22 protein-coding genes, 1 tRNA gene and 1 other RNA gene are annotated in these 17,818 nt (G+C 66.2%); 10 read left to right on the top strand and 14 right to left on the bottom strand.

The window, feature by feature from the left end; all coding sequences use genetic code 11:
• Positions 1-27 precede the first annotated feature (27 nt).
• The 7 genes from VIF40_RS06065 to VIF40_RS06035 form a co-directional block, all read right to left on the bottom strand.
• Positions 28-258, bottom strand: coding sequence for a DUF4169 family protein (locus VIF40_RS06065; protein WP_331936625.1), 231 nt, complete (start codon positions 256-258; stop codon positions 28-30).
• A gap of 6 nt (positions 259-264) precedes the next feature.
• Positions 265-828 (bottom strand): SspB family protein, encoded by a 564-nt coding sequence (locus VIF40_RS06060; RefSeq protein WP_331936624.1) that lies wholly within the window; start codon positions 826-828, stop codon positions 265-267.
• 50 nt (positions 829-878) lie between these two features.
• Positions 879-1,257, bottom strand: a transfer-messenger RNA (tmRNA) gene (ssrA, locus tag VIF40_RS06055).
• A gap of 136 nt (positions 1,258-1,393) precedes the next feature.
• On the bottom strand, positions 1,394-1,726 hold the full coding sequence (locus VIF40_RS06050; protein WP_331936623.1) for a ComEA family DNA-binding protein: 333 nt from the start codon (positions 1,724-1,726) through the stop codon (positions 1,394-1,396).
• A gap of 119 nt (positions 1,727-1,845) precedes the next feature.
• Positions 1,846-2,073, bottom strand: a complete 228-nt coding sequence (locus VIF40_RS06045) for a hypothetical protein (protein WP_331936622.1) — start codon at positions 2,071-2,073, stop codon at positions 1,846-1,848.
• Positions 2,070-2,675: an aminoacyl-tRNA hydrolase gene (gene pth / locus VIF40_RS06040; protein WP_331936621.1), complete on the bottom strand. Its 606-nt coding sequence runs from the start codon at positions 2,673-2,675 to the stop codon at positions 2,070-2,072. The genes VIF40_RS06045 and pth overlap by 4 nt, the downstream gene beginning before the upstream one ends.
• A gap of 114 nt (positions 2,676-2,789) precedes the next feature.
• Complete coding sequence (locus VIF40_RS06035; RefSeq protein ID WP_331936620.1) at positions 2,790-3,476, bottom strand: 50S ribosomal protein L25/general stress protein Ctc; 687 nt, start codon at positions 3,474-3,476, stop codon at positions 2,790-2,792.
• Positions 3,477-3,752: 276 nt separating this feature from the next.
• Here VIF40_RS06035 and VIF40_RS06030 point away from each other — a divergent pair, with 276 nt between their 5' ends.
• From VIF40_RS06030 to VIF40_RS06005, 6 genes are all read left to right on the top strand, one after another.
• Positions 3,753-4,097: a metalloregulator ArsR/SmtB family transcription factor gene (locus VIF40_RS06030; RefSeq protein WP_331936619.1), complete on the top strand. Its 345-nt coding sequence runs from the start codon at positions 3,753-3,755 to the stop codon at positions 4,095-4,097.
• On the top strand, positions 4,081-4,983 hold the full coding sequence (locus tag VIF40_RS06025; RefSeq protein WP_331936618.1) for an SRPBCC domain-containing protein: 903 nt from the start codon (positions 4,081-4,083) through the stop codon (positions 4,981-4,983). The genes VIF40_RS06030 and VIF40_RS06025 overlap by 17 nt, the downstream gene beginning before the upstream one ends.
• A 76-nt stretch (positions 4,984-5,059) precedes the next feature.
• On the top strand, positions 5,060-5,473 hold the full coding sequence (locus tag VIF40_RS06020) for a VOC family protein (RefSeq protein WP_331936617.1): 414 nt from the start codon (positions 5,060-5,062) through the stop codon (positions 5,471-5,473).
• A 97-nt stretch (positions 5,474-5,570) separates the two neighbouring features.
• Entirely contained in the window at positions 5,571-5,981 is a 411-nt protein-coding gene (locus VIF40_RS06015) for a VOC family protein (RefSeq protein WP_331936616.1), read from the top strand.
• A gap of 57 nt (positions 5,982-6,038) precedes the next feature.
• Positions 6,039-6,584, top strand: coding sequence for an SRPBCC family protein (locus tag VIF40_RS06010; protein ID WP_331936615.1), 546 nt, complete (start codon positions 6,039-6,041; stop codon positions 6,582-6,584).
• On the top strand, positions 6,581-7,063 hold the full coding sequence (locus VIF40_RS06005; RefSeq protein WP_331936614.1) for a VOC family protein: 483 nt from the start codon (positions 6,581-6,583) through the stop codon (positions 7,061-7,063). Before VIF40_RS06010 ends, VIF40_RS06005 begins: the two co-directional genes overlap by 4 nt.
• Here the strand turns inward: VIF40_RS06005 and VIF40_RS06000 are convergent.
• On the bottom strand, positions 7,048-8,454 hold the full coding sequence (locus VIF40_RS06000) for a cytochrome P450 (RefSeq protein WP_331936613.1): 1,407 nt from the start codon (positions 8,452-8,454) through the stop codon (positions 7,048-7,050). The genes VIF40_RS06005 and VIF40_RS06000 overlap by 16 nt on opposite strands.
• Positions 8,455-8,675: 221 nt before the next feature.
• Between VIF40_RS06000 and VIF40_RS05995 the strand changes: the two genes are divergently transcribed.
• The gene (locus tag VIF40_RS05995) at positions 8,676-10,343 is read left to right on the top strand and encodes an acyl-CoA dehydrogenase family protein (RefSeq protein ID WP_331936612.1); all 1,668 of its coding nucleotides are present in this window, start codon (positions 8,676-8,678) and stop codon (positions 10,341-10,343) included.
• Between the two features lie 186 nt (positions 10,344-10,529).
• Here the strand turns inward: VIF40_RS05995 and VIF40_RS05990 are convergent, their stop codons facing one another.
• Positions 10,530-11,195: a hypothetical protein gene (locus tag VIF40_RS05990; protein WP_331936611.1), complete on the bottom strand. Its 666-nt coding sequence runs from the start codon at positions 11,193-11,195 to the stop codon at positions 10,530-10,532.
• 157 nt (positions 11,196-11,352) lie between these two features.
• Here VIF40_RS05990 and VIF40_RS05985 point away from each other — a divergent pair, with 157 nt between their 5' ends.
• Positions 11,353-11,817 (top strand): host attachment family protein, encoded by a 465-nt coding sequence (locus tag VIF40_RS05985; RefSeq protein ID WP_331936610.1) that lies wholly within the window; start codon positions 11,353-11,355, stop codon positions 11,815-11,817.
• A 92-nt stretch (positions 11,818-11,909) separates the two neighbouring features.
• On the opposite strand, the gene VIF40_RS05980 is transcribed toward VIF40_RS05985, so the two are convergent.
• Both VIF40_RS05980 and VIF40_RS05975 read right to left on the bottom strand, forming a co-directional pair.
• Positions 11,910-12,557: an HNH endonuclease gene (locus tag VIF40_RS05980; protein WP_331936609.1), complete on the bottom strand. Its 648-nt coding sequence runs from the start codon at positions 12,555-12,557 to the stop codon at positions 11,910-11,912.
• Positions 12,558-12,651: 94 nt separating this feature from the next.
• Complete coding sequence (locus tag VIF40_RS05975) at positions 12,652-13,500, bottom strand: transporter substrate-binding domain-containing protein (RefSeq protein ID WP_331936608.1); 849 nt, start codon at positions 13,498-13,500, stop codon at positions 12,652-12,654.
• A gap of 108 nt (positions 13,501-13,608) precedes the next feature.
• On the opposite strand from VIF40_RS05975, the gene VIF40_RS05970 reads away from it, so the two are divergent.
• On the top strand, positions 13,609-15,573 hold the full coding sequence (locus tag VIF40_RS05970; protein WP_331936607.1) for a glycosyltransferase family 2 protein: 1,965 nt from the start codon (positions 13,609-13,611) through the stop codon (positions 15,571-15,573).
• The gene (locus VIF40_RS05965) at positions 15,570-15,860 is read left to right on the top strand and encodes a ribbon-helix-helix domain-containing protein (protein ID WP_331936606.1); all 291 of its coding nucleotides are present in this window, start codon (positions 15,570-15,572) and stop codon (positions 15,858-15,860) included. The genes VIF40_RS05970 and VIF40_RS05965 overlap by 4 nt, the downstream gene beginning before the upstream one ends.
• Positions 15,861-15,909: 49 nt before the next feature.
• Here VIF40_RS05965 and VIF40_RS05960 read toward each other — a convergent pair whose 3' ends face one another.
• From VIF40_RS05960 to VIF40_RS05950, 3 genes are all read right to left on the bottom strand, one after another.
• Positions 15,910-16,362 carry a hypothetical protein gene (locus tag VIF40_RS05960; RefSeq protein WP_331936605.1) on the bottom strand — a complete coding sequence of 151 codons (453 nt, stop codon included), beginning with the start codon at positions 16,360-16,362 and terminating at the stop codon, positions 15,910-15,912.
• Between the two features lie 7 nt (positions 16,363-16,369).
• Positions 16,370-17,281 carry an S-adenosyl-l-methionine hydroxide adenosyltransferase family protein gene (locus tag VIF40_RS05955; RefSeq protein ID WP_331936604.1) on the bottom strand — a complete coding sequence of 304 codons (912 nt, stop codon included), beginning with the start codon at positions 17,279-17,281 and terminating at the stop codon, positions 16,370-16,372.
• A gap of 241 nt (positions 17,282-17,522) precedes the next feature.
• Positions 17,523-17,612, bottom strand: a tRNA-Ser gene (locus tag VIF40_RS05950).
• Positions 17,613-17,818: the final 206 nt, after the last annotated feature.

The raw sequence follows: 17,818 nt of genomic DNA, 5'->3' as shown, positions 1-17,818 counted from the left end.
CGGGCTCGCCTCTGTCCCTTCATCGAACTACGAGCCTTCGGGCTCGCGGCTCTCGCTCGGGCGCGGCTCGGTCTCGGGCGACGCATTCTCCAGCCTATGCGCGTCGAGCTTTTCCGTCTCCAGGCGCGCTGTCGCCTCGCCCAGACGACGCTCCGCTTTCGTGCGGCCATGCGCGATGCGATTGGCGTCCGCCTCCGCCTCTTGGGCGCGCCTGTCCTTGACCTTGCGGGCGCGTCGCAGATTGACGATCTCGCCCATGGCGAATCAGGTCTTCTTGCGGAAAGCGTCGATGGAGACGATCTTGGCCGCGGCGGCGTCAGCGCTCTCCTCCGTCGCGACAGGCGTCGTCTCCGGCCGCTTCTCGCTGCGGGCGGAACGCGGGCCGGGCCGCGCGGGGGTCGGCGGCTCGCTGCTTTGCTGCGGCCGCGCCGGGAACTGAGCCGGCTCCTCGTCACGAACGGGGGCGAGCTCGTCCACCTCCCATTTGAGGCCGAAATCGACCGACGGGTCCGAGAAGACGGTCACCGCCTCGAAGGGCACATGAAGCTGCTCGGGAATGCTCCGGAAGGACAGGCCCACGGAGAAGCCGCGCTCGTCGACGACGAGATTGGAATATTGATGCTGCAGGATGATCGTCATCTCCTGCGGCCACTGCTCGGCGAGCCGCTTGGAAATTCTGACCCCCGGCGCCCGCGTGCGGAAGCTGATGGTGAAATGATGGTCGCCCGGCAGGCGGCCGGCCGCCGCCGCATCGGCGAGAACCTTGCGCATGACGCCGCGCAGCGCGTCCTGGACGAGAAGATCGTATCTGATGAGGTCGGTGGACATGATGACCGCGCCGATAACCCCTGTTCGCTCTGCCCCCCGATCGGGACGAAAGTGGAGGCTTCTGTTGCCAGGCGCCTCCGAGCCCCGCCTAAAGGTGCTAACCCCTAGGGCTTGAATCCCAGTACCAGCACCGCATTACGCGGCGACGGCCACCGGAGCATAGTTGTCGTTGGCAACTATAAGGTTTGACCCGATAACGGCGGTATCATGCCGAGCGAAAAAGCACCCTTTACGCCCTCGTCAATCCTATTTCGCCCCCGCCACAGGCCGCCCTGCCGACTGTGCAGGTCTCGCGTGACGGCCTCTGGTGGAGGCGCCGGGTACCGCCCCCGGGTCCGATAGGTTTATTACGGAGTTCGTTTATCGCCATAGCCGCCCCGAGGGACGGCAGTTCACAATATACGCATTAAGGGCCGATGCGGAAAGGGGTTGAGCGCAAAGCTTCGCCGATCTCCCCGACTTTCTGCGCGAAACAGCGAAAACGCCCGCCGAGGATCGACGGGCGTCTCACCGAGCCGGCCTGGGGAGGACGGGCGCTTGGGGAGGGACGGGCGCTATGCTCGCATCAATTGTGCTTGACGGTCAGCCCGTCCTTGACCTGGGTGAACAGCGCCTCGGTCAGAATGCGGCTCTTCACCAGCTCGTCCGTGGCTTTATAGGGCCGGCCCTTGACGATCGCCTCGGCCAGCGTGTGCGTGAGACCCTTGACGCCGGCGAGCTGCTCCACCGTCGCGACATTGATGTCGAGCGGCTGGGCGACGGCGACCACCTGCTTGACCGGCGCGGCGACGGCGGCGGCCGGTCCCGCCGGGGGCTTCGCCGCGGGGGCCGTCGCGGTCTGAGCAAAAGCCGGAGCGGAGGCGAAAAGGGCGATGGCGAGAATGGCGTTGGTCTTCATGATGTCTGTCTCCTTGGACCGGGTCGTTTCCCCGATCGACCAGCGCATCATGCCGGCGCCGCGCTGAACCCGCTTTGAATGCGGCGTTCAGCTGAAATTCAGCCGCCGAGCCCGGGCTCTCATTTGGTCTTCAGGCAGGAGACGGCGGCGGGCAGGCAGGCTGCGCCCACCATGGAGCAGGCCGCCGCGCCATCCGCCTGACGGGCGCAGACGAGGCAGCCGTCGGTCCATTCCTCACAGGCGGGGTGATCGTCGCCATAGGCCTGGGTCGGCTTCTCCTCGGCCGGGGCCGCTATGCTCGCCCAGAGACATGCGAGCGCGACGGCGGCGCGGGAGACCGCGATCACGCCTCGCCCACGCGCTTGAGCGCGGCGAAGCCGGCGGCGTCCATGGCGAGATGAATCTTGTTCTGCAGGCCCGCGTCATCGCCCTTGGCGATCAACCCGGCATTGTCGGCGAGCGCGCCGCAGAGCGTGCGCACCCAGGCGTCCTCGCTCTTGGCGAAATCGCCCAGCACATAGGAATGAACGCGCGATTTGTCGCCCGGATGGCCGATGCCGAGCCGCATGCGCTTGAAATCCTGCCCGATATGCGCGCCGATCGAGCGCAGGCCATTGTGGCCGGCCGCGCCGCCGCCGATCTTCACGCGGCATTTGCCGGGCGCGAGATCGAGCTCGTCATGAAAGACGACGACATCGCCGAGCGCGATTTTGTGAAAGCGCAACGCCTCGCCGACCGAGCGGCCCGATTCGTTCATGTAAGTCTGCGGAAGCAGCGCCAGCACGCGCTCGCCGGCGATCGTCCCCTCGCGGACGAGGCCGTGAAACCGCGCCCGCGGCGCGGAAAAGCCATGGGCGCCGGCGATCTTCTCCACCGCCATGAAGCCGATATTGTGCCGGTTCCCGGCATATTCGCGGCCAGGATTGCCGAGGCCGACGAAGAGCAGCATGACCTATCGGCTCCCGGTCGAGGTGGGCGGTCGCAAGAAGGGGTCACAAATAGATAGACGGTCGGAAGCGTGCGGTCGGCTGCGGCTCGCCCGACAGCCGACCGCCCTTGCGCGTTACTTCTTTTTCTCGGGAGCCTTGGCCGGAGCAGCCTTGGCCGGCGCCTTGCCGGCAGCGCCCTTGCCCTTGGCCGGAGCCGCGGCGGCGGCCGCAGCGGCGGCGGTCTCCTCGGCCGAGACGACCGGCGGAGCGATCGAGACGACGGTGAAGTTCTTGTCCGGATTGGTCGGCTTGCAGTTCGGCGGCAGAGTGAAGGCCGAGATATGCAGCGCGTCGTTGAAATCGAGCCCGGTCAGATCGCCGGTGATCGAATCCGGAATATTGTCGGCCGGCACCCACATCTCCACCGAATGGTAGACGATGTTGAGCGCGCCGCCGCGCTTGAGGCCCGGCGCCGCTTCCTGATTGATGAAATGCACCGGAACGTCGACGCGCAGGCGCGAGCCCGCCTTCAGCCGCAGGAAGTCGACATGCAGCGGGAAGTCCTTGACGACGTCCAGCTGATAGTCGCGCGGAATGACGCGCTCGGGCTTTCCGTCGATGTCGAGCTCGAAGATCGTCGTGAGGAAATGCCCGGCGTAGATGAGCTTGGTCAGCTCTTTCTTGTCGAGCGACAGAGGCGTCGGCGCTTCGCCGCCGCCATAGATGACTCCTGGTATACGGCCCTCACGGCGAACGCTGCGGGCGGCCCCCTTGCCTGTCCCGCTGCGCACCGTGGCCGCGAGCTTCTTGATCTCGGCCATTTCGGTGTCCTTACTTGTTTAGAGAAAGCGCGCCTTTCGCCTCCAGGGGTGTCGGAAACACAGCGCGCCGCTCGGGCTTATAGGCGAGCGCAAAATATGAGGCAAGGCCGCCGACTCCCGTTTTGTCCGGCCCTTCGCGCGCCGTCGCCGCCTTCTCGCCGTCGCGGTTTTTCAGGCCCCGGATAAAACGGGAGTCGCCGGACAGCGCAGGACGGTTGACACCGACATTCCATACAAGTTATATAACTATTTAGTTACATACCTGATAGGTAATTAATGCTCGATCCCCTCAGCACGACCTTCTCGGCCCTGGCGGACCCCACGCGGCGGGCGATTCTCGCCCGGCTCGCGCAGGGCGAGGCCTCGGTCGGCGAGCTCGCCGCGCCATTCTCCATCAGCCAGCCGGCGGTCTCGAAACATCTCAAAGTGCTCGAGCAGGCAGGCCTCATCACCCGCGGCCGCGCCGCGCAAACGCGTCCCTGCAAGCTGGACGCGGCGCGGCTGCGGGAAATTTCCGACTGGCTCGAGACCTATCGGCGTTTCTGGGAGGAGAGCTTCGACCGGCTCGACGCCTATCTCGCGCAATTGCAAAAAGGCGATCCCGATGCTTCGAACAATTGACGCGCCACTGCCGCCGCTCGTCATCACGCGCCGATTCGCGGCGCCGCCGGCGCTCCTCTTCGACGCATGGCTCGACCCGAAAGCGGTCGCGAGCTGGCTGTTCCGCACCCCCGGCGGACAATCCACGCATATAGAGATCGACGCGCGCGTCGGCGGCGGCTTCGCGATCCACGAGCAACGCGGCGAAAGTCTCGCGACGCATTTCGGCGACTATATCGAGATCGCGCGCCCGGGACGTCTCGTCTTCACCCTGGGAATGCAGCGCGAAGGCCCGTTCACGCGGATCGAGATCGACATTCGTCCCGACGGCGCCGGCAGCCTGCTGACGCTGACGCATCATCTGACGCCGGAAGCAGCGCTGAAGTCCTTCGCTTTCCGCTCCGGCTGGACCGGAATTCTCGAAGGCCTGGCGCGACAGACGGGCGAGACCGACGCGCCGCATCGGCTCATTCTGCTGCGCACGTTCGAGGCGCCGCGCGCGCTGGTCTTCAAATGCTGGACCGAGCCGCAGCATATGATGCGATGGCTGTGCCCCGCGACATTCACCGTGCTCTTCGTCGACAATGATCTGCGCGTCGGCGGCAAATGGCGCGCCGGAATGCGCGCGCCGGATGGCGAGGAGTTCATCCATCGCGGCGAATATCTCGAGATCGACGCGCCCGCGCGACTCGTGCTGACGCATGAGTGGGAGCGCAATCGCCTCGAGCCGAAAGCGCTGACGACGCTCGAGGTGGAGCTGACGGAGCAAGACGGCAAGACCGAGATGATCTTCGTGCAGAGCGGCCTCGCCACGGCGGAGTCCGCCGCCTCTCACCAGCATGGCTGGACCGGCGCATTCGACCTTCTCGCCGCGCTCGCGCGCGCGCTGGCCGCGACCATTCGGTGAGGAGCAACGCGTCAGTGAGGAACGCGCGCAGAGCCGACCGCGCCGCGCCGATTTTTTCTAGCCGAGGGAGCATCCAATGACGATCAAGCCTTATCTCTTCTTCTCGGGTCGCGCCGACGAAGCCATTGCCTTCTACCAGCAAGCGCTCGGCGCCGAGGTTCTATTCCTCCTGCGCTACGACGAAAGCCCCGAGCCGCCGCCGCCGGGCGCGCTCGCTTCCGGCTGGGAGCATAAGATCATGCATGCCTGCCTGAAGATCGGCGATTCGGAAGTGTTCCTGTCGGATGGCTGCGGAACGCTCGCGCCCGGCTTCAACGGCTTCGGCGTCTCCATAGAGGCCGAGAGCGCGGCCGAGGCCGAGCGCATGTTCGCCGCCCTCGTCGATGGCGGCGAAGCGCGCATGCCCTTGGGCGAGACCTTCTTCGCAGTGAGCTTCGGCATGGCGGTCGATCGCTTCGGCGTGCTGTGGATGATCGTCGTTCCGAAGTGAAAAGAGTTGGAGACGGTTGACGAAGCGCGTCGCGCGGACATGATCTCCCCTCACGAAACGGGCGCCCGTCCGCGGCGCTCGCAGGGGAGACGATATCATGACCATTCAACCCTATCTGGTCTTCGACGGCCGCGCCGAAGAAGCCGCCGCCTTTTACGAGAAGGCGCTCGGAGCGCAGATTCAGATGCTGATGCGCTATAAGGACAGCCCCTTGTCGCCGCCTGTCGACATGATGCCGCCGGGCTGGAACGCCAAGGTGATGCATATGGCGCTGAAGATCGGCGACACGGTCGTCTTCGGCTCGGACGGCGACGGCGAGGAGACCGGCTTCAAAGGCTTCTCGCTCTCCTTCGGCGCAAAAACGCTCGACGAAGCCGAAAGCGTCTTCGCCGCGCTCGCCGACGGCGGCGAGACGAAGATGCGTTTGACCAAAACATTCTTCTCACCCGCTTTCGGCATGCTCACCGATCGCTTCGGCGTTCCCTGGATGGTGGTCGTGCGGCAATGACGGCGCGCGGCGCCTGCATGGAGGCAGGCGCCGCTCCGCCCCTTCACGAGGTTCGATATGTTGGAAATCATCGGCGTCGGCGTCGCCCTCATCATCGCCGCGGTTGTTCTCTATGCGGCGCGCAAGCCCGATACTTGCCGCTTCACGCGCTCCATCTTCGTCGCGGCGCCGCCGGAGCGGATATTTCCGCTCGTCGACGATCCCCGCGCGATGAACGAATGGAACCCTTTCGTGAAGAACCGCAACGTCACGCTCTCCTACAGCGGGCCGGAGCGCGGCGTCGGCGCGGCCAATGATTTCGACGGCGACGCGCAGGTCGGCGCCGGCCGCGCGGAGATCGTCGAATCCGTGGCGCCGGCGAAAGTAGTGGTCGCCTTGCGCATGGACCGCCCCATGAAATGCCGCAACCGAGTCGAGTTCACGATCGCGCCCCGCGACGGCGGCTCGCTGGTCACATGGGACATGTCCGGCCCGCAACCCTTCATCGGCAAGCTGATGACCATTTTCATCGACACGGAAAAAATGGTCGGCGGCGCTTTCGAGCAGGGCCTCGCCGATCTGAAGCGCCTCGTCGAGACGGCGCGCGAGGAGGCGGCGCAATGATTACGACCGCGAAGATCAAGCCCTGCCTCTGGTTCGACCGCGAGGGCGAAGAGGCGGCCAATTTCTATGTCTCTCTGTTCCCCGATTCGCGCGTCGCCAGCGTGTCGCGCTATGGCGAGGCCGGCCCCGGCGAGCCGGGCTCGGCGATGGTGGTCGCCTTCGAGCTCTCCGGCCTGCCCTTCATGGCGCTCAACGCCGGACCGGCCTTCAAATTCACCGAGGCGATCTCGCTCTCCGTCGATTGCGCGGATCAGGCCGAGGTCGATTTCTATTGGGAGGCGCTCGGCGCCGGCGGCGAATATAGCCGCTGCGGCTGGCTGAAGGATCGCTACGGCCTCTCCTGGCAGATCACGCCGCGCCGTCTGCCGCAGCTGCTGAGCAGCGCCGACAGAGCCGGCGCCGCGCGCGCGATGCGCGCCATGATGGGCATGGCGAAGATCGACATTGCGGCGATCGAGGCCGCCTATGCCGGGATCTGACGCTCCGTCCGGGTGACCGGGGTCTCTCGAGAGAGGCGCGTGAGCCGCAGCGGCAGCGCGCCTTTCGGCCGCATCGCGAAGGTCGGCGCCAGCTCCAGCCGATGGCCGGGAACGGTCTCGAAGCGGAACTCGCGCAGCAGCGTCGCGACGATGGTCGCCATCTCGGTGAGCGCGAAGCCCATGCCGACGCAGATGCGCGGCCCGGCGCCGAAGGGCAGATAGGCGTAGCGATGGCGCGCCTTCGCCTGTTCCGGCGCGAAGCGATCGGGATCGAAGCCAGTGGGATCGTCCCAGAGCTTCTCGTGCCGATGCAGGCACCAGGTCAGCACATAGACCGGCTCCTTCGCGGCGACGCGATAGGGGCCGAGCGTCGTGTCCTCGCGCGGCTGGCGGCCGAGCGCTGCGAAGGGCGGGAACAGCCGCATCGATTCCTGCACGACCTGCCGCGTGAAAACGAGGTTTTCGACCGTCGCCGGCGTGATCTCGCCGTCGCCGGCGACGCGCTTCGCCTCCTCGCGGGCGCGCTGCTGGCTCGCCTGATCCTTGGCCAGCAGCCAGAAGGTCCAGGCCAGCGCGACGGCGGAGGTCTCATGGCCGGCGAGCAGAAAGCCGTGCAGATTGGCGACGAGCTCCGCGTCGGTCATCACGCGCCCGCTCTCCGGGTCCTTGGCCGACAGCAGCAGGCCGAGAATGTCGCGCGTCTCCTCTTTCCGGGCGCGGCGCTCGGCGAGCAGCTTCGCGGTCGCCTCATGCACGAAGCGCGAGCCGGCGCGGGCGGCGAGCAGGCCCGGATAGGGCGTCCAATCCGGCGGCAGACGGAACATCACCGCCAGCATTCGCCAGGCGAAGCTGCCGAGAACCGGCCGCAGCGCCTCGATGAAGCGCTCGCCGTCGAAATTCTCCGAGGCGCCGAACACCGCCTTCTCGATGACGGCGAAGGTCGTGCGCGACATGGCCTCGGTGATCTCCACCGTGGCGCCGTCGTCGAGACGGCGCCATTCCGCGGCCTGCGCCTGCGCGCAGCGGACGAAGAAGGGAACCAGCGCCAGAATATTCTCATAGCGAAAGGCCGGCGAGATGGCGCGCCGCTGCCATTTCCATTCCGCGCCTTCCGAGAAGAACAGCGTCTCGCCCTCGACCGGCCCGCGCAGCGCCTTGCTCGCTATGTCGTCGCGGCGAAAAGCGTCGGCGCGCGTGACCAGCAGCTCCTCGATCAGCTCGGGGCTCACGACATAATGCATGCGCGGGAAGAAGGGCCACAGGCCTTCGGCGGAGAAGAAATCGGTCCGATAGGCCTCGGGCGCGTAATTCTCGAGGTAATTGCGCGACACGGCGAGAAAGGAGGGCTTTTCGCGCGGCGTGAAGGGGGTGAAATCAGGATCATGAAACATGAGGGGCTCCGCAATGGTCGCGCTCGGCGCCCGATCCTATCGGGGCGAAATTCGCTTTTTCTGTGGTCTCCAGGGACGCGCACGCCCCGGGGGAGCGCGAATCCCGCCCCGTTGGCCCCGCCGACGCCCGGAACGGTTGCGTCCTCCCGCGATTGGCGGCATTTAGAAAAAATCCGTCCCCTGCGGCCCGGCCGGGCCCGTCCCAGAAAGAGCGAGAGAGAATGAGCGCTGCGACCGAGACCACCTCCACGACCTGGCTGCCCGAGGCGCAGGCGGCTTTCGCCTCCGTGGAGGCGCTCTATGGGCAAGCGCTCGCCGCCGTCCGCGCCCGCGTCACCAAGGACGGCAAGCTCTCCAATGAGCTGATCGAGGTGGAGCAGCACGCCGCCCACGGCCTCTCCTGGTTCGCGACCTATGTGCAGGGCCTGCGCGAGCTGCTCGCCTATGCCGATCGCCTCTCGTCCGAGGGCGCCTATGGCGAGGTGGAGAATCTCCTCACCCGCATCGCCTTCGCCGAATATCTGGCGCAGGTCTTCGGCGGCATTCCGATGAGCCAGGGCGAGTTCGTCCGCCTCTCGGATTTCGGCCTGACGCCCGCCGACATCGCCGCCCGCCGCATTCCGCAAGTCGACAGCCTCGTCGCGACCGGCAATACAGCGCCCAACCGCGCCCGCCTCGCCGAGCTGATCGACCATAATGGCGCGGCCGAGACGATCGGCGCCACCGGCCTCGACGAGACGCTGGAGGCCATCCGCAGCGAGATGCGCAAATTCGCCTCCGACACTGTGACGCCCCATGCCCATGAATGGCATTTGAAGAACGACTACATCCCGCTCGAGGTCATCGCCGGCCTTTCCGAGATGGGCGTGTTCGGCCTCACCATTCCCGAGGAATATGGCGGCTCCGGCATGGGCAAGATCGCCATGTGCGTCGTCTCCGAGGAGCTGTCGCGCGCCTACATCGGCGTCGGCTCGCTGGGCACGCGCTCGGAGATCGCCGGCGAATTGATCCTGGTCGGCGGCACCGAGGAGCAGAAGCAGAAATATCTGCCCAAGATCGCGTCCGGCGAAATCCTGCCCACCGCCGTCTTCACCGAGCCGAACAATGGCTCCGACCTCGCCAATCTGCGCACCCGCGCGACGCGCGAGGGCGACGTCTACAAGGTCGTCGGCAACAAGACCTGGATCACCCATCCGGTGCGCGCCGATGTGATGACGCTGCTGGTCCGCACCAATCCCAATGAGAAGGGCTACAAAGGCCTCTCCATGCTGCTGGCCGAGAAGCCGCGCGGCACCGACGAGAATCCCTTCCCCGCGCCGGGCATGACCGGCGGCGAGATCGAGGTGCTCGGCTATCGCGGCATGAAGGAGTTCGAGATCGGCTTCGACAATTTCGAGGTGCCGGCCGAAAACCTTCTCGGCGGCGAGGAGGGCAAGGGCTTCAAGCAGCTGATGGAGACCTTCGAATCCGCCCGCATTCAGACCGCCGCGCGCGCTCTCGGCGTGGCGCAGGCGGCGCTCGATCTCGGCCTGCGCTACGCCAAGGAGCGCGTGCAATTCGGCAAGCCGCTGTTCGCTTTCCCGCGCGTCTTCGACAAGATCGTCACCATGGCGATCGAGATTCACGTCGCCCGCCAGATCACCTATTTCGCCGCGCGCGAGAAGGACGAGGGCAAGCGCTGCGATCTCGAGGCCGGCATGGCCAAGCTGCTCGGCGCGCGCGTCGCCTGGGCCGCGGCGGACAATGCGCTGCAGATTCACGGCGGCAATGGTTTTGCGCTGGAATATCCGGTCTCCCGCGTCCTCTGCGACGCGCGCATCCTCAACATCTTCGAGGGCGCGGCGGAGATTCAGGCGCAGGTCATCGCGAGGCGCCTGCTGGAAGGCTGAGACGGCGAGTTGGGGGCGAGACGGCTCCAAACGGTCGTCCTCGCCCCAGTCCCCTCGTCCTGAGCCCGCGCAGCGGGCGTCTCGAAGGACGGGCCGAGGGCGAAATCGTCGGCGCTTTCCTGCGCCGCGTCTCGGCGGGGCTCGGACTGCTCGCCTGCCGTGGCGTAGGATCATCTCTTGCAGTCATCACCCGCATTTGTAGTCCAATCCAAACCGCGGTTCGGGCGCTTTACTCGGTGGGACGAAGCCAACGTCGTCGCCCTGCGAAGACTTGGGGTCGCGGTAGATCAACTTGAACGACCCGATATAATTCAAGCCCGAGTAATATTTGGACGCAGGCGGTTCTGTCGGCGGAGCGCCGATAGTCTCCGGCGTCGCCTCGAGGACATGTGAGATCGGGTCTATCGCGTCGCGCTCCGAACTGTCCCGGGTGCGGCGAAGCCTATTTCCGAGGGCCGTCAAGGGCAGTGGCCCGAGATCGCATTTCTTCGTCAGACGCCCGGTCTTCGGTTCGAATACGAAATCAACGAAGTTAGAGCCGAGAAAATATCGCGATCCATCAGGAACGACGTAGAGTGTGACGCCGGCGTTGTAAGGCTTTTTCCAAATCTCCAGATCGCCGCTGGAGGCGCCGAAAATCGACAATGGGCCGCGCGAAAATCGGAAAGCCTCGGTCATGCCGAGAATGCCGCCCCAGTCGATCGCGTAGGTCAGATCATAGTCGCCGAGCGTGATCGTCGTCGATCGCCTGATGTAGCTGCGCCATAGGACGGAAGTCACAGCGAGAAGGACGACGACGACGACGAGAGTTGTCCGCACCGACTTCGATAAAAAAATCTTTTTGAAACGCATCGTCCGAGACGGGGCTGACTGGCTGCATCGAGGCGGCCTCGAAGGTGATCATAGCATTTCCGGCTCCCGGCTGAAGCGCGGCAATCGACCGCGGTTGTCGTGGCCCCAAGGCGTTCCCAAATGGAGACTTGTGGGTCTTCAACGAAAGACGAAAAACATGACCAATATTGCCGTTCACAACGGAGCCTGGGTTCTCGTCGGCGACGGCCGCAGAGCCTTGTTTCTACAAAACCACGGCGATCCCGATCTGCTCGACTTGCGCGTCGTCGAGGCGCGGGTGGACGTGAATCCGCCGACCCGCGAGCAGGGGACCGATGCGCCGGGGCGCGCCTATGGCACGGGCGGAGCGCCGCGCAGCGCCGTCGAGAACGCCGATTGGCACGAGCTCGAGAAGGAGCATTTCGCGAAAACGATCGCGCAGAGGATCAACACCGCCGCAGAGGTCGGCGAATTGAGCGAGATCGTCATCATCGCCCCGCCGCGCGTGCTCGGCGATCTGCGCCAGGAGCTGTCGACAAAAGCCAAGAGCAAGGTGAAGGGCGAGCTGGACAAGGATTTGACCCGCCATCCCCTGCCCGAGATCGAGAAAGCCCTCGCGCGCGAGTTCCGCGCCGAAGCATGAGGCCAGACCCTCGAATTAGAGCCTGCCACGGCACGGGTTCGGGCGCCGATCGATCGGCGCTCGAATCCGATCGCCACAGTCGCGATACGATTCTATTTGCGAAACCTTTCCAGCCCATCCCAAGCGAAGGGCAACGGATCCCGAGCGCGTGGATCGGCTACGCCGACTTCCTCGAGCGTGAGGTTGGAGCGTCCGCAGTTACAAGGCGCGCACGCCACCACCATATTATCACGATCATTCGTGCCGCCCCTGGCATGAGGGAGGAGGTGATCGTATTGAAGCCACATCGCTTGTAGAGCTGCGTGTTGATCCGCATTACGGGAACCCCAGCGCAGCGCTTCTGGATAGCACTCGCGAATTAGCGAACGCGTTTCTGAGCGGACGAGCGGAATTCCGCAAAATCTGCAATGGTATCCGTCTCGCTCCAGCAGCGCGCGCTTTTCTGCGCTCGTCGGCATCCTTACCTCGACCCTCCGTTCTCTCGCGACAAATTCGCGCGGATTCTCGACCGGCAGCGGTCGGGTCCACGGCCCCCCGGCGCCCCAGAGACTCTCCGACCATTCAGTGATCGCGGGATTGTCGGCGATTCGGATCAATTCGTCCGCCAATGCTCGCCTGCCTTGATGATGAAGGGACACAGCGGCGTCGAGAAGCCTCGCCGCATCAAAAATTTCTGGGATAGGCTCGCGAAGGCAGGTCTTGATTTCAATCGAAGGAGTATTCACCTCGGCCTCCAACAAAGTGGCAACTCGAAAGCGTACCCTCCTCTTCTTGCCAAATCATGACCTGCCCGCCAATCAGGACACACGCAAAGCCGCTGCGCACGTTACTATCTCAATAAGGCCCCACCGGAAAATATTTGAGATAGAGTTCCGAGTAGACGCCCTTCTGCGAGACGCGCGCCAGCGCGTAATCCAGCGCGCGGCGCAGGGCGATATTGTTCTTCTTCACCGCTATGCCGACGCCGTCGCCGAAAAAATTCGGGTCCGAATAGGGCCCCTCCTTGAACATGCAGCAATCGGCGGCGTCGGCGCCATTCAGCCAGAAGGCGAGCGAGATGGCGTCGCCGAACATCGCATGGGCGCGGCCGTCCTTCAGCGCGCTGCGCGCCAGCTGCGCCGTGGGATAGGTGGCGAGAGTCGAGGCGGGGAAGAATTTCCGCAGATAGGCCTCATGAGCGCTGTCGGCCGCCACCGCTATGGTGCGGTCGGCGAGCGCGGCCGGCGCGGCGCCGGGCAGCTCCGAATCCTTGCGGACGACGAAACGGCCGGGCGTCGTGTAATAAGGCGCGGTGAAATCCGCTTTCTTGCGCGCCTCGGCGGTGATGGCGAGAGAGGCGATGGCGGCGTCGCCGGCGTTCTCGTCCAGCGCGGCGACGAGCGTGTCCCAACGGCGGCGCTGAATGGTGCAGGGAAGCTCCAGCTCCTCGCAAATGGCCCGCGCCAGATCGACGTTGAAGCCGGCGATCGCGCCGTCCGGCAGCGCGAAATCGAAGGGCGGATAATCATCCTCGGTCAGAAAGCGGATCTGCTTGATCGCGCCGAGGTCGGGCTTCTCCAGCTTGCGGGCCGGGTCCCAGAAGGAGGGCGCGACCGCGACAGCGACGGCGGGGTCCGCGGCGTGGGCCGGCGCGACCGCCATCAGCTGCGCGGCGACGAGCGATGCAAAGCAGAAGCTTGTCAAAATATCGCTTCTGCGCCAAGCTTCAGCCACAGTTCTTTTCTCGCAGATCATTCGAGGCCTCGCAGCCGCATGACGCGGTGGGAGCCCGCGCGTCGCGGAGATTAGCGTATGAGCGTGAATCCGGTCGATAGGGTTTCGCCGTATCCGCCGGTTCCGCATCGCGACGACAGCGCCGCTTTCGCGCGCCGCCGCGAGACCTCGCCCGAGGCTGCGCTCGCCCGCCAGCGCGCCCGCCCCTCGCCGGAGACGCCTGCGCCCGGCGCCGGGCGGCCGCTTCCCCCCGAGATCGCCTTTCTCGCCGCCCATGGCGCGCCGCGGGTCATGCTGCAATATGGCGCGACGCTCGCCCGGCGTCAGGGCGCCCGGGCCGACGCCGTGCTGATCGCCGAGGGGATGATCTCCGAGGAGCGCTTCTATCGCATTCTGGCGACGGAGCTGCGCGTTCCCTATCTCGACGCGCCGCCTGCGCTCGAGCCCTCGGCGAGCCTCGAGCGGGACGTCGCCCGCGGCTACGCCCGCCTCGCCGAGGAGCCGCGCGGCCTGCGCTGGCTTTTCGCGCCGCGCGGCGAGGAGATCGCGCGACTGGTCGGCGTGACGCGTTCTTCCGCCGGTCGGCCGCTGTTCGCCATCGCCGCCCCGTCCATGTTCGAGGCGGCGCTGCGCCGCTCCTCCGCGCGGAGACTGGCCGAGTCCGCCGCCTATTCGGTGGAGCGCGTGGCGCCGGATCTCGCGGCGCGGCGGGCGCTGCGCGGCGGCGCTCCGACCGCCTTCGTCCTCGGCAATCTCGCCCTGCTCGCGGCCTGGCTGGCGCCCGCGTCGACGCTCTCGATAAGCGTCTCCACGCTGCTCGCCCTGCTGTTTCTCGCCAATATCGGCCTGCGCCTCTATGTCTGCTCGATGCGCGGGCGGGCGGGGGAGGCCGCGCCCGCGCTGGAGGAGCGCGATCTGCCGCTCTACTCCATCGTCGTGGCGCTGTATGACGAGGCCGGCGTCATCCCGCAATTGACCGGGGCGCTCGACGCGATCGATTATCCGCACGCCAAGCTCGACGTCAAATTCGTCGTCGAATGCGACGACGCCGAGACCGCCGCCGCCTTGCGCGCCGCGCGTCTGCGGCCGGGGTGGGAGATCATCGTGGCGCCGCCCGGCGAGCCGCGCACCAAGCCGCGCGCGCTCAATGTGGCGACGCCCTTTCTGCGCGGCTCGCTGGTCGCCGTTTTCGACGCCGAGGACCTGCCCGAGCGCAACCAGCTGCGCGACGCCGCGGCGCTGTTCGCCGCCGCCGACGAAACGCTGGCCTGCCTGCAGGCGAGCCTCTTCATCCACAATCATCGGCGCAGCTGGGCGACGGCCATGTTCTGCATCGACTACGCCGTCTTGTTCGATGTGTTCAACAAGGGCGCCTCGGCCGTCGGCCTGCCCTTTTTCCTCGGCGGCTCCTCCAATCATTTTCGGCTGTCGGCGCTGCGCGCGGTCGGCGCCTGGGACGCCTATAATGTGACCGAGGACGCCGATCTCGGCCTGCGGCTGGCGCGCCGGGGCTATGCGATCCGCATCTTCGCCTCGCGCACGCAGGAGCAGGCGCCGACGCGCTTCTCCGCTCTGGTGGCGCAGCGCAGCCGCTGGATGAAGGGCTGGATGCAGACCGCGCTGGTCCATTGCCGCGACCCTTCCGCCTATTTCGCCGATCTCGGCGCCGCGCGCGGATCGGCGGTTCTGGCGATCTTCGCGGGCGGCTTTCTCGCGCCGCTCCACGCGCCGATCTTCCTTTGCTTTCTGCTCTACGACTCGGCCTTCGGCGCGCTGCTGGCGCCGGCGACGCTCGGCGACGGATTCGCCAGCGGGCTTTTTTGCTTCGTCGCCTCCAGCGGCGTGGCGGCCGGCGCCTGGCCGCGCCTCGTCGCGATGCAGGACGCCGATATCGTGTGGCTGTGGCCCGCGCTGCTGCGCTGGCCGCTGTGGAGCCTGATGCTGGCCCTCGCCTCCTGGCGCGCCTTGCGCGACCTGTGCGTCCGACCCTTCTATTGGGACAAGACGGAGCATTTTCCGATCGCGGGAGCGCGGAACGGATGAAGCACAGACGCGCGCGCGCGCCTTCGACGACGGCCCCGACATCCGATCCGTCCGAGGCCGACAAGGCTTCGACGGTCGCCAAACATTCGCTGGTCATCGCCGGCCACAGCACCAGCGTCTCGCTGGAGCGCGTGTTCTGGGAGGCGCTGAAGGCGGCCGCCGAGGAGCAAGGCTGCTCCCTCGCCGGCCTCGTCGCGCGCATCGACGCAGAGCGCGGCCGCGCCAATCTCTCCTCGGCGCTACGCGTCTACGCCATGGAGCGGGCGCTCGGCCGCCATCGCGGCTGACGTCCTGCGCTCTCCGCGCGGCTCCGCGACCGACCTGAAAGGTTCGCCATCAGCGCAGCCTCTTCCAATTGGCCTTGAAATACCCCTGGCCGTCGAGCGGCGCGATCGCCTCGCCGGGTCGCGCGACGCGCCCGAGGCAGCGCCAGCGGAACACGGTGTCGTGTCCGACGACGGCGGCCGGAACCAGCGGCGCAGGCGGGCTCTGCTCGCACCAACGCGTCGCCGCGGGCGAGCTCCAGGCCTTGTCCGCCCTGGCGCAGGAGCGGTTGGCGCCGTCCACGCAAAGGAGAATTCGGCCGAGGTCGCAGCGATAGAAAGCGCGCTCACGCGGAAAATCCTCCTCGAGATCGAAGAGGCGGCGAAGCGCCGGCGCCAGCGTCTCGGGCGCCGGACGGGGCTGCGCGTCGGCGCCTTTCCCGCAGAGCGGCGCTGTCGCCGCCGCCGGAACGCCGGCCGCGGCGACAGCGCAGAAAATCACCCATCGACGAAGCCGCGCGCGCATCGGCCGATCACGGATGCTCGCGCGCGAGATCGACCGTCCAGTCCAGACCGGGCTCGACGCCGTAGCTCTTGGCGAAATCGGCGAGATTGAGCGCGACGGCCATATCGAGGAGGCTGTCGACATAGACCAGCGGCCGTCCCGGCGGAACATCGCCGAACGTGCGCCGATAGGGCGCGACGAGATCGACGACGAGCCGATCGCCGTGACGAATGCGCACGCGAATGTCGTCGCCGAGCGCGACCTTCAATTCATCGAAGAGAGATTTCGGAATATTCGTCCAGACATTCCCGAAATGCGAGTCGAGCACGGGAATGACGCCGGTCACCGCATCGCCTTTCCGCTCGGCCGCACGATAGGGAATCGTGACCAGCGTTTCCGACGGCAGCCGGCGTCCGATCTGCTCGAAGGATTCGACGCCCGCCGCCAGCCGCGCGCCGGCATAGGCGAAAATGTCACGGCCGTGAAACGTGTGCGAATCCTCGGAGCCCGGCCGGCGATTCACGCTCTCGTCGATCTCGCGCAGCTCTTTCACGCCTTCGCGCTCGGCGACCAAGGTGAGCAGCCCATTGTTGGGCGCGAGAAAAAAGCGGCCGCTCAGCGTCTCGAGCGCGACGGCCAGCCGCCCCGTTCCGACCCCCGGATCGACGACGGCGACGAAGACCGATCCCTTCGGCCAAAAGGGCTCGGCCTGATAGAGCCGATAGGCGCCGGCGAATATGCTCCCCGGATCTTCGTGCGAGAGATCGGCGATCAGCAGATCCTGCGAGATGGAATAGGCGACGCCCTTCATGGCGGCGACGGCGCCATCCGCCGTCCCGAAATCGGTGAGCAGCACGAGCGGCGCGCGCGCCGTGGCGACGCCGCAAGAGAAACAGAAAAAGAGCGCGGCGGCGATCGAACGATAGAACGGGCGATACATGAGCTTCCTCTTCCGACCGGAGCGGCCGAGCCGCCCCGTCGCGCGACCTTCACGTTCGAGCGCTGCGCCGGAAGGGACGCGAGGCGAGGACGAGCGCGCGCCGGCGCGGCCTCGATGACCGCCCTTTTATTAACATGACAATTTTTATCGGAAAATCGGAAACGCAAGCTGAGCGCCAGCGTTCGCCACCATGCGAGATCGTCGAAAGCTCAGTGTGAAAACAGCACGATATGTGCTCGAATGGCGGAGAGGGAGGGATTTGAACCCCCGATACGGTTGCCCGTATGCCGCATTTCGAGTGCGGTGCTTTCAACCACTCAGCCACCTCTCCGGAGGCGAAAGCGAGGACTTGCCTCGCTCGCGGCGAAGCGCCCAATAGCACGCGTTCGCCTCGGCGATCAAGGCTCGAAACCACGATCCTTCGTCCAGCGTCGCTCAGGCCCGTGTGGCGGATTTGCCGATCGTTAACCTTAATAATGTCTAACAGAGCCGCCGGCCTTGCCTCACGCGCGAAACGCGGCCTCGCGCGCCGGGCGG

Source organism: Methylosinus sp. (assembly GCF_036560965.1).
Taxonomy (GTDB): domain Bacteria; phylum Pseudomonadota; class Alphaproteobacteria; order Rhizobiales; family Beijerinckiaceae; genus Methylosinus.
Note: the sequence above shows the minus strand (reverse complement) of the source record. Positions and strands in the feature narration are given on the sequence as shown.

Excerpts from the sequence above, each read along its gene's own strand:
- VIF40_RS06065 (WP_331936625.1), bottom strand. The coding sequence starts at position 258 with ATGGGCGAGATCGTCAATCTGCGACGCGCCCGCAAGGTCAAGGACAGG.
- VIF40_RS06060 (WP_331936624.1), bottom strand. The coding sequence starts at position 828 with ATGTCCACCGACCTCATCAGATACGATCTTCTCGTCCAGGACGCGCTG.
- VIF40_RS06050 (WP_331936623.1), bottom strand. The coding sequence starts at position 1,726 with ATGAAGACCAACGCCATTCTCGCCATCGCCCTTTTCGCCTCCGCTCCG.
- pth (WP_331936621.1), bottom strand. The coding sequence starts at position 2,675 with ATGCTGCTCTTCGTCGGCCTCGGCAATCCTGGCCGCGAATATGCCGGG.
- VIF40_RS06035 (WP_331936620.1), bottom strand. The coding sequence starts at position 3,476 with ATGGCCGAGATCAAGAAGCTCGCGGCCACGGTGCGCAGCGGGACAGGC.
- VIF40_RS06030 (WP_331936619.1), top strand. The coding sequence starts at position 3,753 with ATGCTCGATCCCCTCAGCACGACCTTCTCGGCCCTGGCGGACCCCACG.
- VIF40_RS06025 (WP_331936618.1), top strand. The coding sequence starts at position 4,081 with ATGCTTCGAACAATTGACGCGCCACTGCCGCCGCTCGTCATCACGCGC.
- VIF40_RS06020 (WP_331936617.1), top strand. The coding sequence starts at position 5,060 with ATGACGATCAAGCCTTATCTCTTCTTCTCGGGTCGCGCCGACGAAGCC.
- VIF40_RS06015 (WP_331936616.1), top strand. The coding sequence starts at position 5,571 with ATGACCATTCAACCCTATCTGGTCTTCGACGGCCGCGCCGAAGAAGCC.
- VIF40_RS06010 (WP_331936615.1), top strand. The coding sequence starts at position 6,039 with ATGTTGGAAATCATCGGCGTCGGCGTCGCCCTCATCATCGCCGCGGTT.
- VIF40_RS06005 (WP_331936614.1), top strand. The coding sequence starts at position 6,581 with ATGATTACGACCGCGAAGATCAAGCCCTGCCTCTGGTTCGACCGCGAG.
- VIF40_RS06000 (WP_331936613.1), bottom strand. The coding sequence starts at position 8,454 with ATGTTTCATGATCCTGATTTCACCCCCTTCACGCCGCGCGAAAAGCCC.
- VIF40_RS05995 (WP_331936612.1), top strand. The coding sequence starts at position 8,676 with ATGAGCGCTGCGACCGAGACCACCTCCACGACCTGGCTGCCCGAGGCG.
- VIF40_RS05990 (WP_331936611.1), bottom strand. The coding sequence starts at position 11,195 with ATGCGTTTCAAAAAGATTTTTTTATCGAAGTCGGTGCGGACAACTCTC.
- VIF40_RS05985 (WP_331936610.1), top strand. The coding sequence starts at position 11,353 with ATGACCAATATTGCCGTTCACAACGGAGCCTGGGTTCTCGTCGGCGAC.
- VIF40_RS05970 (WP_331936607.1), top strand. The coding sequence starts at position 13,609 with ATGAGCGTGAATCCGGTCGATAGGGTTTCGCCGTATCCGCCGGTTCCG.
- VIF40_RS05965 (WP_331936606.1), top strand. The coding sequence starts at position 15,570 with ATGAAGCACAGACGCGCGCGCGCGCCTTCGACGACGGCCCCGACATCC.
- VIF40_RS05960 (WP_331936605.1), bottom strand. The coding sequence starts at position 16,362 with ATGCGCGCGCGGCTTCGTCGATGGGTGATTTTCTGCGCTGTCGCCGCG.
- VIF40_RS05955 (WP_331936604.1), bottom strand. The coding sequence starts at position 17,281 with ATGTATCGCCCGTTCTATCGTTCGATCGCCGCCGCGCTCTTTTTCTGT.